Annotated in this window: 16 protein-coding genes; 6 read left to right on the forward strand and 10 right to left on the reverse strand. The window is 65.3% G+C overall.

Annotation, left to right across the window (positions count from 1 at the left end; all coding sequences use genetic code 11):
* Positions 1-11: 11 nt before the first annotated feature.
* The 3 genes from L2Y97_RS03365 (at position 12) to L2Y97_RS03375 (ending at position 3,077) form a co-directional block, all read left to right on the forward strand.
* Positions 12-1,298, forward strand: a complete 1,287-nt coding sequence (locus tag L2Y97_RS03365; protein WP_247432965.1) for a dicarboxylate/amino acid:cation symporter — start codon at positions 12-14, stop codon at positions 1,296-1,298.
* A gap of 126 nt (positions 1,299-1,424) precedes the next feature.
* The gene (locus tag L2Y97_RS03370) at positions 1,425-2,189 is read left to right on the forward strand and encodes an SDR family oxidoreductase (RefSeq protein ID WP_247432968.1); all 765 of its coding nucleotides are present in this window, start codon (positions 1,425-1,427) and stop codon (positions 2,187-2,189) included.
* Positions 2,190-2,201: 12 nt separating this feature from the next.
* Positions 2,202-3,077 (forward strand): hypothetical protein, encoded by an 876-nt coding sequence (locus L2Y97_RS03375; RefSeq protein ID WP_247432970.1) that lies wholly within the window; start codon positions 2,202-2,204, stop codon positions 3,075-3,077.
* On the opposite strand, the gene L2Y97_RS03380 is transcribed toward L2Y97_RS03375, so the two are convergent.
* Complete coding sequence (locus L2Y97_RS03380; protein ID WP_247432972.1) at positions 3,074-4,732, reverse strand: alpha/beta hydrolase; 1,659 nt, start codon at positions 4,730-4,732, stop codon at positions 3,074-3,076. The genes L2Y97_RS03375 and L2Y97_RS03380 overlap by 4 nt on opposite strands.
* Before the next feature lie 332 nt (positions 4,733-5,064).
* Between L2Y97_RS03380 and L2Y97_RS03385 the strand changes: the two genes are divergently transcribed.
* Entirely contained in the window at positions 5,065-5,946 is an 882-nt protein-coding gene (locus L2Y97_RS03385; protein WP_247432975.1) for a helix-turn-helix domain-containing protein, read from the forward strand.
* On the opposite strand, the gene dusB is transcribed toward L2Y97_RS03385, so the two are convergent.
* The 9 genes from dusB to L2Y97_RS03430 form a co-directional block, all read right to left on the reverse strand.
* The gene (dusB, locus tag L2Y97_RS03390; protein ID WP_247432977.1) at positions 5,894-6,880 is read right to left on the reverse strand and encodes a tRNA dihydrouridine synthase DusB; all 987 of its coding nucleotides are present in this window, start codon (positions 6,878-6,880) and stop codon (positions 5,894-5,896) included. The two genes, L2Y97_RS03385 and dusB, sit on opposite strands and share 53 nt — an antisense overlap.
* Before the next feature lie 127 nt (positions 6,881-7,007).
* Positions 7,008-7,610 (reverse strand): hypothetical protein, encoded by a 603-nt coding sequence (locus L2Y97_RS03395; RefSeq protein WP_247432980.1) that lies wholly within the window; start codon positions 7,608-7,610, stop codon positions 7,008-7,010.
* Positions 7,611-7,772: 162 nt separating this feature from the next.
* The gene (locus L2Y97_RS03400) at positions 7,773-9,074 is read right to left on the reverse strand and encodes a S8 family serine peptidase (RefSeq protein ID WP_247432983.1); all 1,302 of its coding nucleotides are present in this window, start codon (positions 9,072-9,074) and stop codon (positions 7,773-7,775) included.
* Positions 9,071-9,715 carry a zf-HC2 domain-containing protein gene (locus tag L2Y97_RS03405; protein WP_247432985.1) on the reverse strand — a complete coding sequence of 215 codons (645 nt, stop codon included), beginning with the start codon at positions 9,713-9,715 and terminating at the stop codon, positions 9,071-9,073. The genes L2Y97_RS03400 and L2Y97_RS03405 overlap by 4 nt, the downstream gene beginning before the upstream one ends.
* A complete protein-coding gene (locus L2Y97_RS03410) occupies positions 9,712-10,290 on the reverse strand; it encodes an RNA polymerase sigma factor (RefSeq protein WP_247432988.1) in 579 nt (192 codons plus the stop codon). Before L2Y97_RS03410 ends, L2Y97_RS03405 begins: the two co-directional genes overlap by 4 nt.
* Positions 10,291-10,356: 66 nt before the next feature.
* On the reverse strand, positions 10,357-11,136 hold the full coding sequence (locus tag L2Y97_RS03415; RefSeq protein ID WP_247432990.1) for a TorF family putative porin: 780 nt from the start codon (positions 11,134-11,136) through the stop codon (positions 10,357-10,359).
* A gap of 56 nt (positions 11,137-11,192) precedes the next feature.
* Positions 11,193-11,540 carry a c-type cytochrome gene (locus L2Y97_RS03420; protein WP_425492845.1) on the reverse strand — a complete coding sequence of 116 codons (348 nt, stop codon included), beginning with the start codon at positions 11,538-11,540 and terminating at the stop codon, positions 11,193-11,195.
* Positions 11,541-11,613: 73 nt separating this feature from the next.
* Complete coding sequence (locus L2Y97_RS03425; RefSeq protein ID WP_247432996.1) at positions 11,614-12,963, reverse strand: cytochrome C; 1,350 nt, start codon at positions 12,961-12,963, stop codon at positions 11,614-11,616.
* 38 nt (positions 12,964-13,001) lie between these two features.
* Positions 13,002-13,556, reverse strand: coding sequence for a cytochrome b (locus tag L2Y97_RS03430; RefSeq protein WP_247432999.1), 555 nt, complete (start codon positions 13,554-13,556; stop codon positions 13,002-13,004).
* 151 nt (positions 13,557-13,707) lie between these two features.
* Between L2Y97_RS03430 and L2Y97_RS03435 the strand changes: the two genes are divergently transcribed.
* Together L2Y97_RS03435 and L2Y97_RS03440 are read left to right on the forward strand one after the other, a co-directional pair.
* Complete coding sequence (locus L2Y97_RS03435; RefSeq protein ID WP_247433000.1) at positions 13,708-14,145, forward strand: sugar 3,4-ketoisomerase; 438 nt, start codon at positions 13,708-13,710, stop codon at positions 14,143-14,145.
* On the forward strand, positions 14,130-14,795 hold the full coding sequence (locus L2Y97_RS03440; RefSeq protein WP_247433003.1) for an acetyltransferase: 666 nt from the start codon (positions 14,130-14,132) through the stop codon (positions 14,793-14,795). Before L2Y97_RS03435 ends, L2Y97_RS03440 begins: the two co-directional genes overlap by 16 nt.
* The last annotated feature ends 7 nt before the right edge of the window (positions 14,796-14,802 follow it).

Consider the following 14,802-nt stretch of genomic DNA (forward strand, 5'->3'; position numbering starts at 1 on the left):
AGAGCGTGACCATGCCCGATACCACCACCCTCCCGCCAGCGCGTCCGCGCAAGCCGTTCTACCGCCAGCTGTATGTGCAGGTGCTGGTGGCGGTGGTATTGGGCGTCATCCTCGGTTACCTCTCGCCGAAGTACGCCGTGGCCATGAAGCCGTTCGGCGACGCGTTCATCGCGCTCATCCGCATGGTGATCGGGCCAATCATCTTCTGCACCGTGGTGACCGGCATCGCCGGCATGCGCGACATGCGCAAGGTCGGCCGTGTCGGCGGCAAGGCGCTCCTGTATTTCGAGATCATCTCGACGGTGGCGTTGTTCTTCGGCCTGGTGGCGGGGCACATCTTCCACCCGGGTACCGGCTTCAATGTGGATCCGGCCAGCCTCAAGGCGAACGAGGTAGCCTCGTTCGTGGCCCAGGGCCACAACATCGAATCGATCGACTTCCTGCTGTCGATCATCCCCACGACGTTCGTGAATGCCTTCGCCAAGGGCGATGTGCTTTCCATCCTGCTCATCTCGGTACTGTTCGGCTGCGCGCTGGCGGCAACCGGTGAGCGCGGCAAGCCGGTCTACGATGTGATCGAGGCTGGCGCGCAGGTCTTCTTCAAGATCGTGCACTACATCACCGCCGTGTCGTCGATCGGCGCGTTCGGTGCGATTGCCTTCACCATCGGCAAGTACGGCGTGGTGGCCCTGGTGCCGCTCATGGAGCTGATTGGCAGCTTCTACCTGGTCTGCATCATCTTCGTGGTACTGATCCTTGGCATCGTCGGCCGGCTGTGTGGGTTCAGCATCATTCGCTTCTGTGGGTACATCAAGGATGAGCTGCTGATCGTGCTCGGCACCAGCTCATCCGAAGTCGTGCTCGCGCCGCTGATGCGCAAGATGGAAGAGGCGGGTTGCCCGAAGGAGACCGTGGGCCTGGTCGTTCCGACGGGTTACTCGTTCAACCTCGACGGCACCAACATCTACCTCACCATGGCGATCCTGTTCATCGCCCAGGCGCTGAACATCGACCTCACGATCGAGCAGCAGATTACCGTGGCGATCGTGGGCATGCTCACATCGAAGGGTGCCTCTGGCGTGGCCGGCGCGGCGCTGGTGATGCTGGCCTCCACGCTCAGCGTGGTCCCGGTCGTGCCCGTGGCCGGCATGGTCCTGATCCTCGGCATCCACCGCTTCCTCGGCACCGGCCTGGCCATGACCAACCTGGTCGGCAACGGCGTCGCGGCGATCGTGGTCTGCGCGTGGGAAAAGGAGCTGGACCGCACAAAACTCGCGACTGCCCTCAAAAAATCGTAAAGGTGAGCTTTCCTGGGCGATTGGTGCGTACAAGGCAACGCGCCATCGCCGGTGTCGCTACTTCCGGAGCTCTTAGGGCAGGCCTAGCATCGTCACCACAGAAGCGTGGTGATTGCGAGGTGCCCCATGAATATCGTGGTGATTGGCGGCCATGGCCTGGTGGGGCGGCAGGTCGCCGCGCTGCTGCGCAACGACGGACACAATGTGACTGCGGCATCGCGTGTGACGGGCGTGGATATCGTCACCGGTGCGGGTCTGGATGACGTCCTGGCGGGTGCCCATGTCGTCGTGGATGCCAGCAACGCGGAGCCGCCCTACGGCGAGCCGTCGTATGCCTTCTTCACGACAGGCGCGCGCCATCTGCTGGATGCCGAGCAGCGGGCGGGCGTAAAGCACCACGTTTCGATCTCGGTGGTGGGTACCGACCGGCTGGAGAGCAGCCCCTATTTTCGCGGCAAGGCCCACGCGGAGGCCATGATCCGGGCCTCAGGCGTGCCTTATACGATCCTGCATGCCACGCACTTCTACGAATTCCTGCTGGCGATCGTCGAGGCGGCGATCGCAGACCAGGTCCTGAGGTTGTCACCGGCGCTCATCCAGCCCGTCGCCTCCTCGGATGTGGCGGAGGCCATGGCTGCGATCGCGGTGGGTGAGCCCTTCAATGCCACGCTGGAGCTGGCTGGGCCCGAGCGGGAACGCATGTCCGACCTCGTGCGGCGCTTCGTGGGTGATATGGAATCGCCATTCGATGTCGTTACCGACCCGGGCGCGCCTTACTTCGGTGCGCTGCTCGACGATGGCTCATTGGTACCCAGGGCGGAGGCGCGCTGTTGCACCATGCCGTTCAATACGTGGCTGCGCCGTTCCGAGTACGCTCGGGCAAATTGGTGACGAGACGACCCCATGAAGCGCATCCTCCTGCAGAGCACCATCCCGCCCACGGACGATGACTGGCATATCGGCCGGTTCTCGCTGCTGAAGGAGACCCTGTCCTCCATGGAGGGTGCCGACGGCCAGCCGTTGTTCGAGGTGACCGCGCGGGATCGCGATCCGGTGGGCGCGCCTGACAGCGTGCTGTCGAGGCTGGATACCTCGGACTACGACCAGCTTTGGCTGTTCGCCGTCGATGTCGGCGACGGGCTGGCTCCTGAGGATTGCGAGGCGATTGGCCGGTTCCGTGAGCGGGGCGGCGGCATGCTGGTCGCGCGTGACCACATGGACCTGGGTAGCTCGGTGTGTACCCTCGGTGGCGTGGGCGCGGCGCACTTCTTCCATTCGAAGAACCCGGACCCGGATACCAGCCGGCACCAGAACGACGACACCATCACCACGAGCATCCAGTGGCCAAACTACCACTCGGGCGCGAACGGTGATTACCAGACGATCGAGCCCGTGTTGCCGTTGCATCCCGTGCTGCATGACCCGGATGCGCCGGATGGCGCGCTCCGCTTCCTGCCCGCGCACCCACACGAGGGTGCGGTCGGCCAGCCGGCGGGCGATTCCACGGCGCGAATCATCGCAACCGGCCGCAGCGAACTTACCGGGCGCACGTTCAACATCGCGGTAGCCTTTGAACCACACGGCCGTACCGGCCCGGCCGTCGCGGAGTCCACGTTCCACCATTTCGCCGACTACAACTGGGACCCCGCCCTGGGTTCGCCGAGCTTCGTGAGCGAAGCGCCGGGTGACGGGTTAGCGGGATCCGCGGAAGCCCGCCGGTCGATCCGGCGCTACGCAGAAAACATCGCGTTATGGCTGGCCGGGTACCCAGTGACCTAGCGCTGCACGACAGGCCTGGGCGCATCGGGCCGTGCAACGGCGTACATCTCCCAGGCCATCTCTTTCAGCAAGGCATGCGGATCGCCGTTGCGCGCGTACAGATCCATGTGCGCCTTCCCCGGTAGGAAGCGAATCTCGGAACGCGCGCCCAGGCCATCCAGTGCCACCTTGAAACGATGCACGGCGCCGTCCAGGTACCACGTGTCGTCCGTACCCACGGTGATGTGGATCTTGCCGTCCAGATGTGGCTTCAATGTATTCCAATGGGTAGTGACATAGCGGCTGATGTCGTAGTGGGCCACCCAGTAATCACGCACCGCGGGATCCACATCGCCGGTGGCGCGATCAAACAGTGGCATGGGTGAGCCGCTGGGACCACGCGGCGAAAACACCCACTCGTACGATGAGAGCTGGCCGCCATAGGGACCGAGCACGGCCTCAAGCCGGGCCGCATTCGCGAATGTGCCTTCCGCCTTGAAGCGGACCCGGTCGATCGGCCATGGCGTGCCATTCGGCCTCCTGTACATGTTCGCCTTGGGCGCATACAGATCCACGCCCGAGAAGTCATGGAAATCAACGGGGTCGGGTGAGGTTGACCATGTGCCGCCGAATAGATCGGCGTAGTGAGTCTGTAGCCACAGCGTGGCCCACCCACCGGAGGAGTGGCCGGTAAGGAAGCGCCCCGCTTCACGGGCATCCATGCGGTAACGCGTTTCCAGCCAGGGAATGAGCTCACGCGTCAGCGCCTCGCCCCACGGTCCGTTGTTCACGGAGTCAGCGAACTCGTGTGTGCCCGTCGGCGTCGATTGGTCGAGGAACACCCAGATCATCGGCGGCATCTCCCCGCGCTGCATGGCCAGGTGCACGTTGACCAGATCATCGACCAGTGAATCCTCGTCACCACCGTAGCCATGCGTGAAGTACACGGTGGGGTAGCGCGTGTCGCCCTGCTCGCGGTACCCCGGCGGTACCAGCACCCAACCGCGCAGCGTGGTGGGCCGCCCCCAGAAGGCAGTGAGTGCAGCACTGGGTTCTTCGATCCGCACGGCGTCCTTCCGCGCCGGCCCGGCATCGGCTTGCACCTCGGGTGTTTCCCACGCCAGTTTCCAGGGTTGCCGGTCGGCCTTGACCTCGTTGAGGGTGAGTACGGGCGGCTTCAGCGTCGGCAGCGTGACCGGGATGATGCCGCTGACGAGGTCACCGGTGTCACGCCCGCTGTAGTTGTAGTTGTGGTCCTGGTCGAGCACGGCCTGGGCGAGGTACTCGCCGGGTGGCAGCTTCGAGAAGCCGGTGGGGAAGGCGAGCGCATCGGTGTCGATCTCCACGGTGGCCCCGGGTGTAAGCCGGAAAACCTCGCGTGCGGCTACGGCAGCCTTATCCGGATGCCACGCATCGGTATCGACCTCGCCGACGGCATGGCCTTTGGCGGCGGCAAGTGCGGGCTTCGCCGGGGTCACGAACAACAGCAGTCGGCCGGAGACCGGGCCGGACGCCGGGTGATCCAGGCGCACGTGGAAGATGGGCGGCTTCTCGCCCGCTTGCCGGACCAGCGCCTCGCGCACGGCCACCACCAGCACGACGAGATAGACGGCCGTCACCGCGGCCACGATGTACGCGGTACGGAAGCGGCGGGAGCGGGGTGGCTGGCTGTTCATGCGCGCATGGTGCAGGCGGCCTCGGGTGTGCGTTTGCGGGATCGCGCTCCCTTGATCGCAATCGCACGGTGGGCTCGGCGTGAAGCGGCCAACGCAAAATCTCATCACGGGGGAGACGGGATATCTTGTCAGCGTAAAAATAAATCTTGACAGGGTGTTTCGTGCGGATGCATCCTATCTTTACGCCGTCAAGAAGGTGTGCACAGGGGCGCACCACGGCGATCACTCATCACCGAATCCATAGGCCCGGCCGCGCGTCCGGGAGGAGAGCGATCGTGTCCCCTGCTGTCTACCATCAAGGTCATCCCGCGTCCGCATCCGCATCCGCCTTCGTGGCCCGCTATACCGCCGGTGACGTGGGCGCACCGCTGGAGGCGCCCCAGGGCGCCATCGCCCTGCGCTTTCCGTTCGGGCGTTGCCGTATTTCCGTGCACGCGGAAGGACGGTGGATGCCGTGTGGCGAGGCGGCGGCCGGGTATGCGCATGTGGGGCGCCCCGGCGTCCCGGCCCGCTCCGAATGGCTGAGCGATGGCGAGGAAGTGGTGCTGATGGTGCCGGATGCGTGCTGGGGCGAACACGTGACGCCGCGCATGCGAACCTTCGCCGCGTCGGGGCTGGCTCGCAAGCACGACGATCCTGTCCTCCAGCAACTTCTCCAGCTGCTGGCGCGCACGATGCTCGACAAGGGCGAAGCGTTCTTCGTCGCGTCGCTGATCGAAGCGATCCTCATGCGTGGTGTCCTGGCGTGTACGGCGGCACGTGTCGCTACCGACGCGGCGCGCGAACAGCTGCCCTTGCCAGCGCATCGCCTGGCCCGCACGCGGGACTTCGTCCAGGCCCATCTGGCTGGACCGATTTCGTTGTCGGATATGGCGCGCGCGGCGGGGCTCTCACCCATGCACTTCGCGGCGCAATTCCGCGCGGCAACCGGCATGCGTCCGCACGACTATTTGCTCGAGCAGCGCATCCAGCGCGCCAAGCAGCTGATGGCTGAGACGGCGTATCCGCTGTATGACGTCGCGCTCAGCGTCGGCTTCAGCACGCAGGCACACTTCAGCACGGTGTTCCGCAAGATCGCCGGGACCACGCCCACGCGCTGGCGAGCGGACAGCACGCGTCACGGCGGTGCATCGCTAACGCGCGCAACCGCCGCGCATGCCGCTACGCCGCGAGCGACACGCCCGCAGCCAATGCGTCGAAATACTCGCGCGTGAGGCGAAGCTGCGTCGCGGCATCTTCCGCGCGGTTCACGACATGGCGGAACGCCGCGTTCTCTGGGCGATCCTTCGCGTACCAGCCAAGGTGCTTGCGTGCGATGCGTACACCCATCACTTCGCCGTAGAAGGCGTAGAGGTGTTCGAGGTGGCCGATCAGGATATCGCGCACTTCCGCAGGCGTCGGCTCGGGTAGGTAACCGCCCGTTTCGAGATGATGGGCGATCTCGCGGAAGATCCACGGCCGCCCCTGCGCGCCACGGCCGATCATCACCGCATCGGCGCCGGTCAGCGCGAGCACTTCGCGTGCGCGGTCGGGCGTGGTGATATCGCCGTTCGCCAATACGGGAAGCGAGACGCTGGCCTTTACGGCGGCGATGGTGGCGAACTCTGCCTCGCCTTCGTATTTGTCGGCACGGGTGCGCCCATGCATGGCCAGTGCGGCGATACCGGCATCCTCGGCGATGCGCGCGATGGTCAACGCATTGCGGTTTTCGCGATCCCAGCCGGTACGGATCTTCAGTGTGACGGGAATATCCACCGCCTTGACCACCGCGTTGAGGATGCGGCCGACCAGCGGCTCATCCTGCAGCAGCGCCGAGCCGGACCATACGTTGCACACCTTCTTGGCCGGGCAACCCATGTTGATATCGACGATCTGCGCGCCGTTATCGGCGTTGTAGCGCGCGGCCTCGGCCAGCATGCCGGGATCGTAGCCGGCGATCTGCACGCTTACCGGCTCCGGCTCGCCATCGTGATCCATGCGGCGCAGCGACTTGCGGGTGTTCCACAGGCGCGGATCGGCGGTCGTCATCTCAGACACGGCGAGACCGGCCCCCATGCGTTTGCAGAGGAGCCGGAACGGCTTGTCGGTGACGCCGGCCATGGGCGCGAGGACCACGGCGGGCGCGATGGCGTAGGGGCCGATGCGCATGGACGGCATTTTAGCCTATCTCGGGCGCTGGCCCATCTACTCCCGGACCTTGCCAGCTATTGGCAGCTTGGAGGAAGCGCACGCGGTGCCATGACGGGCGCCGCTTCGTCGTACGGTGTCGTGTCCACTACGAAGAACTCGAGATTGTCCCGCAATCATAAATTTGTTCAGAACTGCACGTGGATGTAGTCAATGATGGTCGTGTTTCGCGCTCGCTGGGTCCTCCTACGGAGATAACCATCTCGTTGGACTTGAGCGTCTGCGCTTCAGTGGTATCGATCGTAAAACGGTGTGCGGCTGGTCGCATGCTGATGTCACGGCGAGCGGCAACGTACTGCACGGTGAAAACACCACCGTTCCCGAAATCGTAGGCATGAGAGATGTCTACTTCTTTGACGACGGTTTCGCCTGGCTCGATTCGCCTGAAATGCGAATCGCTAATCGCGCCCCAGTGGTCCCGTGATCCCGTGTAGCGAACGGGATTTCCGGATGAATCAAAGACGCGAAGAAAATCTGAGGAAGGTACGTTGTCCTCTCGACCGAAGGGTGATTCTGGTCGATAAACGAAGGCGGGCTGGTCGCCCGAATTGGTGAACTCGACGCTCACTTTCACGCTCCCCTTCCCGGCGGTTGCGGGTGGGTGCAACGAAACGACGAGCTGGTCCGAAGCCAGCGCGGGAAGTGGAGCGAATGAGGCAAGCCAGATCGCAAGCAAGGTTACGCGTTTCATGAGTCTCGGCAGTGATGGCACGAGGACTCAGGATTTACGACGGGGCGCCGAAACGATATGGAAGGATTCTGAAAAGACCGATGTATCGTTGCAGAGCGCGATGCGATTCACATATCCGATGAGCGGCGCGAAAAATCAGAATGATCGCATTGACTCCGGGCTTCAACGTCGAGCGATGGCCTTTTTGGGTACGGCATCGACGGCAGCCGCGGCATCGACCTGCACCAGGCCGTTGGTAGGCGCGCTGGTGCGCAGCAGGATGTCGTGGACGGCGCGGGCATCCAGGCCGGGGGAGACGGACAGCAGCAAGGCGACGATGCCGCTGACATGGGCCGTGGCCATGGACGAACCCGAGGTGAAGTCGTAACCGCCGCCGGGCTGGGTGGTGAGGATGTCGTTGCCGGGAGCGCTGACGACCCCAGGCGGGGCAGGGCCTGTCGCGGTGGTGCGGACAACGATTACGCCGGGCGCGCTATCGGGAAAGCCACGCGGATCGCCATTGGGCGGCAGCGCAGCGATGACGATGCGGCCTTGGGAAAGGAGCTGGTCGAGCAGCTTGCCGAGCAGGGGATCCGCCGGGCCGCCGAGGCTCAGGTTGATGATCCGTGCATCGGTGTCGTTGACGGCGGCCAGTGCCTTGGCCAGCGTAAAGGAATTACAGCGCGCGCCGCTTTTCGCATCCGCGTACCAGCAGGCCTTGTACACGCTGACTTCGGCCTTGGGCGCCATGCCCACCATGCCCTGGTGGTTGTTCCCTACGGCCGCGATGATGCCGGCCACTTCGGTGCCGTGGCGATCGGTGGCGAAGGCGTTGTCGTGGTCGGAGACCTCATCGCGGGTATCGGCGATATGGCCTTTCAGGTCAGGGTGCGAGAGATCCACGCCCGTATCGACCACGGCCACGTGCACGCCATCGCCCTGGGTCACCGTGTGCGCTTCCGCGGCGTGCGTTTCCACGAAGCCGCGTTGCAGGTCGGTATAGGGATCGTTGTAGTGCGCTTCGTCCTGGTCGGAATAAACAGCGTATTCCTGCAGCGGTTGCGCCAGTTCCACGCGTTGGTCTTTCGCCAGCGCGGCAATCAGCGCGTCGCGGTCCATGCCGGCGGGCGGGCGAAGCACGATGCAGTACACGCCGAGCGCGCGGATGGGCCAGCCGCCCACTTCATTCCAGCCGTACTGGCGGCGCAGATCGGAAAGCAGCGAGCGCGCACGCTGGCCTGCGCCGTAGTTAGGTGCCGGTGCATAGCCGAGCAGGCTGGAGCCTGCATGCGTGGCGGCGGGCTCCAGCGGGTTGGAGACGGCAAGCACGATGTCACGTGAGCTATCCATGCCCGCCGCCACGCTGGTATCGCCGCTTGCCGGTGCCGATGCGGGTGCGGTCAGCGCAGCGCCGGACGGGCGCGTCGCCGCGCACCCTGCGAGGGCCAGGGCCGTTGCAAGCAGCAGGAGTACGCGGTGTTTCATGGATTCCCGGCGACCGGTTCCGCAAAGCGGATACCCGTGGTGCTACGCAGGCGGTCGGAAGCCTGCTTCGCATTCACGGCAGCGTCTTCCGGGACCACGGTGTAGGCACCCACGCCATTCGGGCCATCGACCACGCGCAGGTGCTGGGCCTGCAGCAGCGCATTCCAGGCGGACATGTTCATGCTCTTGTCCGGCACTACGTGGATCGCTCCTGCGGGCGTGGCCGGGGCGGCATCGCTGAGCGTCCGGTAAGCACCCACGGGCGTATCGGTGGACCACAGTTTCAGGCCCAGCGCGCCCAGGCCGATCGCCTGCAACACCACGGCGGCGGCCAGCGTACGCAGCAACCAGCCATGGCTGGCGGCGGGCGCTTCGGGCGCGGACTGCTGCGGGTCATCCACATCCAGGCGGGCGAACAGGCGCTGCAGGCCCTGCTCGGGATCCAGGGTTACGTTGGGCGGCAGTTGCACGGCGCGCGCGAGCTTGCGTTGCTGCTCGAATTCGCCGCGGCAATCGTCGCAGGTGGCAAGGTGGCTTTCGAGCCACGCGGCCTGTTCATGGCTGGCGGTGGCCTGGAGGATCCAGGGCATCGCTTCCCACGCGCGGGCACACTCCCTGCCGGCTGGGGTGGGGCGGGTCATGGCAGTTTCTCCTTGGACGTGGCCGTTTCGCCGGCCAGGCCCGGTAGTACGTTGCGCAGCTTCACGCGCGCATGGAAAAGGCGAGCCTTCACGGTGCCGACGGGGCATTGCATGATCGCCGCCACGTCGTCGAGCGAATGGCCGATACCGTATACGAGTTCCACCACCACGCGCTGGTCGGCCGAGAGCCGCTCCATGCCGCGGCCTAGCCAGTCGCGCAGTTCGCGGTCATCACCGGGATCGTGCGAGGGAATGCGGTCCTCTGGCACGCTGTCTTCATCGACCGGTTCGCTGCCGTGCTGGCGCAGCGATTTGAGGCCGCAGCGGTAGGCGATACCCATGATCCAGGTGGAGACGCGCGATTCGCCCTGGAAGCTGGCCGCCTTCTGCCACACGATCCAGAAGCAGTCGTTGATCACTTCCTCGATGATGTCGGCCCGGCGGGTCAGGCGGGCCAGGAAACGGGTGAGCCGGCCGTGGTACGCCCGGTACATCACCGTTAGCGCGGCACGGTCGCCCGCGGACATCCGCTGGAGGAGCAGGCGGTCATTGGCGTCGGTATCGGCCTGGGTCATGGCTGTGGCTTGCGTGGGGTACCTGGACCGTAAGTGCGTGCGGCGGGCCCAATGGTTGCCATGGCATCAGAAGGTGCGGGCCAGGGTGGCTACCCAGGGCGAAACCCGCTGTTCGCCCTGGCTGCGCTCGCGGTTTGTGAAGACATGCATGAGTTCCACCCGCCAGGCGCCGTTTTGCCATACCAGGCCCGCGTGGCCGTAGGTGTAGCGGCTGGACTGGGTCTCCCGATGATACTGCCCGTGATAGTACCGGTAGGGCGGCACGAGATATTGCGCGAGGCCCACGCCGCCGGTGGCGGAGACGTGCCAGGCCAGGGGCCAGCGGAAGCCCACGTCGGCCGCGCCGCGCGGGCCGCCGCCGCGGTGGGCCAGCTGGATGGCCGAGGCGCTCATGGTCAGCACATCACGCCAGAGCACGCTCACGCCCAGTTCGGTGCGGTCGTAGGTGCGGGTGCCGCTGGCGCTGCCCGGGTAACGGTAATCGAGCAGGCCGGCCTGGAGCTGCCAGTCATCGCTGAGCGACCAGGATTTCGCGACCTGGGCCAGGGTCTCGGCGATGCGGCCGGGGGAGCGGGTCTGGTAGCTGGCCGACGCACCGACGGACCAGCCATCGCGGGTCACCCAGCTGACGCCCCCCTGCACGATGGGCGCAGGCGGGGTCACGGCGACGCCGCGATCGACCAGCTGCGAGCTGACCGCCAGGGTGCCACCCCAGTCGCCAGCCCAGGCCTGCAGGGGTGCCAGGCCGCACGCCACCACGGCCACGGCAAGGCGCCACCGCGGCGGGAGTGCGTCGCGGCGGACCATGGGCTTGCCTGGCCTGGCTTGGGTCAGGTTGTCCGACATCACGTCATCTTTTACTTGGCCCGCCCCGTGGCGTGGTTCCGGCGTCTGCTTCCGCCTCAGTGCAAGGTGGCGAGGTAGGCAAGCAGGTCGTCCAGGTCCTTCGCATTGTCGAGGCCATCGTATTTCATCTTGGTGCCGGGGTTGGCCTGTTTCGCTGGCTGGGATAGGTACGTATGTAACTGTTCGGGCGTCCAGGTCCAGCCGATGTTCTTCAGCGCATCGGAATAGTTGTAATCGGGCAGGCTGCCCGATTTACGGCCCACGATGCCAAACAGGCTGGGGCCTTTCTTGTTGCGGCCCTGGGCCACGGCGTGGCACTCGGCGCACTCGGACTTGAACACGTCCTGGCCTGCCTTCGCGTTGCCGGCCGCCGCTGGAAGCGATGCCAGCAGGGAGCTTGCGATAAAGCCCGCGGCCAACAGGCGCGCGGGCAGGGTGGGGTGGTTTGGGGGAGTCACGCGTCGTATTCCTGTCGGGCTAGAAGGCGATGCTTGCGGAAACGGTGAAGGCATTCAGGTCGGAGGCGTCCACACCGCGCACGCCGGGTGGCGCACCGAAGATGTTGGAGCCGCGCCCGTTGAAGCGGGTGACCCGGAACCACGTGGCGGCGAGCTTCAGGTTGCCCTTGGTGATCCAGCTATCGTCCTTGCCGAACGGCGCCCACGTGAGGGTGAACAGGTTGATCGTGCTATCCGGATCGCCGAACGGCGGGTAGCGCACATCACTCGCACTACCGGTGCTCTTCAGCTGCGATACCTGGATGCCGTAGGTTTGCCTGAACGTGTACGTCACCGATGCGACCTGGTCGCGCGCGGACCCGCGGTTCGATTCGAGTGCACCGGGGACGAATGGATTGGGTAACGCGGTACCGTACTTGCGCCGCTCGTAGATGTTCACGTAGCTGGCCTGCACGATGTGCTCGCGGTTGCCCAGGTACTGGTAGGTGAGGTCGTAGCCGAAGTCGTCGATATCGTCCTTCGACGCGCCACGCGGCAATTCACGCTTGGTGGTGAGTGCCACGACGCCTGCGGAGAAGAACTGCTTGCGCATGTCCTTCATGTACGCAAAGCGAAAGTAACCCGTATCGCTCAGCTTGCCGGGGTCGCCGCCGACGTTGTAGCCGAGGTCATCCTGCGTGCTTCGCTGCAGCGAACGGTAGGTGCCGGCTTCGGCGTACCAGACCTTGTCGTAAAGCGCGTACACGCTCGCGCCGATCACGCGGTTGGTCAGCGCATTCGGTGCACCCGGGCTCAACAACGTGCCCGTGGCCCCGCCCGGCGCGAGGAACGACGCGTTTGGCAGGGCGCCGATCGGGTCCTGGAAGCCTGGGCTGTTGTTGACGGTTACGCCGATCGTCGTGTCCTTGCCCGCGATCTTCAGTTCCTTCGCGACGTAGCGCAGGTCGATATTGCTGAGCCGCGTGTTGTAAGTGTCGTGGCCGGTATGGTCGGCTTCCACCTTGATGTAGCCGCCGACGTTGTCGGTAAGCCTGCCCGCCAGGTACAGATCGCCTTCGGTCAGCGTGGTATCGCTGGGGCCGGTCTTCGGGTTCACGTGGCTCGCAGTGATCTGCGCGGCGACCGGTATTTTGGTGCCCTGGCCGTCGGTATCGGTATAGCCATTCAGCTTGAAGCGCATGCCGTAAGGCGTGAGCGCCGGGCCATAAGCCCCCGCGTGGCAATCGGCGCAGGCCGAGCCCGTCTGCCGTGCGTACGCGGGAATGGCCTGGGCGGTGTGGCTCACCAGCGAAAGCACCAGCGCAAGGGCCGCCCACCACGCGGCGTGGCCGGGAGTGCGCGGTCGACGTCGAAACGGTAACGGTGGCATGGGGCGGAACTCCTTGTGGTTTGGGGGCAGGCGGACGCTTACGCGCCCTTGCGCGGCCACATCCGGTGCAGCAGGCCGTCACGACGGCCGAAGTGGTGGAAAAGGGCGGCGCCGATATGCAGGCAGACCAGGGCGAGCAGCACCCAGGCCGCATCGATGTGCAGTGCCTGCAAGCGATCGGCCAGGTCGTCATCTGGCGCCACCAGGCGTGGCAGCGTCAGGCCGAAGAAATGCACATCGTGGTCACCCGCGCTGCTCATGGCCCAGCCGATCAGCGGCATGCCCAGCAGCAACAGGTAAAGCGCGACGTGGGTCGCTGCGGCGGCCGCATGCATGATCCTCGGCATGGGGATGGGCGGCAGGCGCGCGGCGCGCAGGCGCAGCACGACGCGTACGGCGAACAACACGAGCACCAGCAGGCCGAAGTGCCGGTGGCCTTCCAGCAACCACATGCGCAGGCTTCGCCCGGATACCTCATCACGCAACAGGATGAGCGCCGCCGCGCAAACGACACATACCACGGTGAGCCAGTGCAGCACGCGCAAGGGCCGGGGCCACGGTACGGGTCGTTGGTCTTGGGTGTTCCAGGCCATGCAGGGCAATCCCCTCCGGCGCCCGCCAGCCGGGCGACGCATGGCCATGAGTGCCAGCCGTGGCACGGAAAGGTTGCGCCCTGGCGCCCGCAACCTTTCGCGCCGGGCCCTGCACTCATTCGAAGACCACCGCGACACGCCGGGATTCGCCATGGATATAGCTCGCATACCCTTCCAGATCCACGGCGATAGCCGCGGCATGCTCGTGGCGCTCGAGGGCATGCGCGATGTGCCTTTCGATATCCGCCGCGTCTATTACATCTTCGCCACGGTCGATGGCGTGCGGCGCGGGCAACATGCCCACCGCACGCTGACCCAGCTGGCCGTGGCGGTCCGCGGTTCCGTGACCTTCCTGCTCGACGACGGTACGGGGCCGGCGGAAGTGACGCTGGATGACCCTGCCAGCGGGGTGCTCATCGGGCCCATGGTGTGGCGCGAGCTGCACCATTTCAGCGACGACTGCGTGGTGATGGTACTTGCCGACCAGGCCTACGACCCCACCGATTACATCGCCGACTACGAGCAGTTCCTGGGCGAAGCCAACGCGCACGCCTTTCCGGGAGTGGCCGCCGCATGGCCCGGCCGTTAGTCCTTATCGGTGCGGGCGAGTTCGCCTTGATCGCCCGTGAATACTTTACCCACGACGCCGGCCGCGAGGTCGTGGCCTTCGTCGTCGAACGTGCATGGCTGGATCGCGATGCTATCGATGGCACGCCGGTTGTCGCGTACGAGGATATCGAGGCGATTTATCCGCCCGACGATGTCGACGTTTTCGTCGCCATCCCGGCCAGCGGCCTCAATCGGCTGCGTGCCCGGTTCTACCGTGACCTGAAGGCACGCGGCTATCGCTTCGCCCGCTACATCAGTTCGCGCGCGTTTGTGTGGCGAAATGCCACGGTGGGCGACAACTGTTTCATCTTCGAAGGCAACGTCATCCAGCCGTTCGTCACGATCGGTGATAACTGCATCCTGTGGAGTGGGAACCACATCGGCCACCGCACGGTGATCCGCGATCACGTGTTCATGGCCTCGCATGCCGTGGTGTCGGGTTACTGCGAGATCGGTGAGCACAGTTTCATCGGCGTCAATAGCACGTTCAACGACAAAGTGCGCGTGGCATCGGACAACATCATTGGCTCAGGCGCGCTCGTCGTGCGCGATACCGAGCCTGGCCTCGTCTATGTCGGGTCACCGGCGAAACCCCTGCCAGGCAAGCGCAGCCTGGATGTGGCGCTCTAGGGGATGC

Source organism: Luteibacter aegosomatissinici (genome assembly GCF_023078495.1).
GTDB classification, from domain to species: domain Bacteria; phylum Pseudomonadota; class Gammaproteobacteria; order Xanthomonadales; family Rhodanobacteraceae; genus Luteibacter; species Luteibacter aegosomatissinici.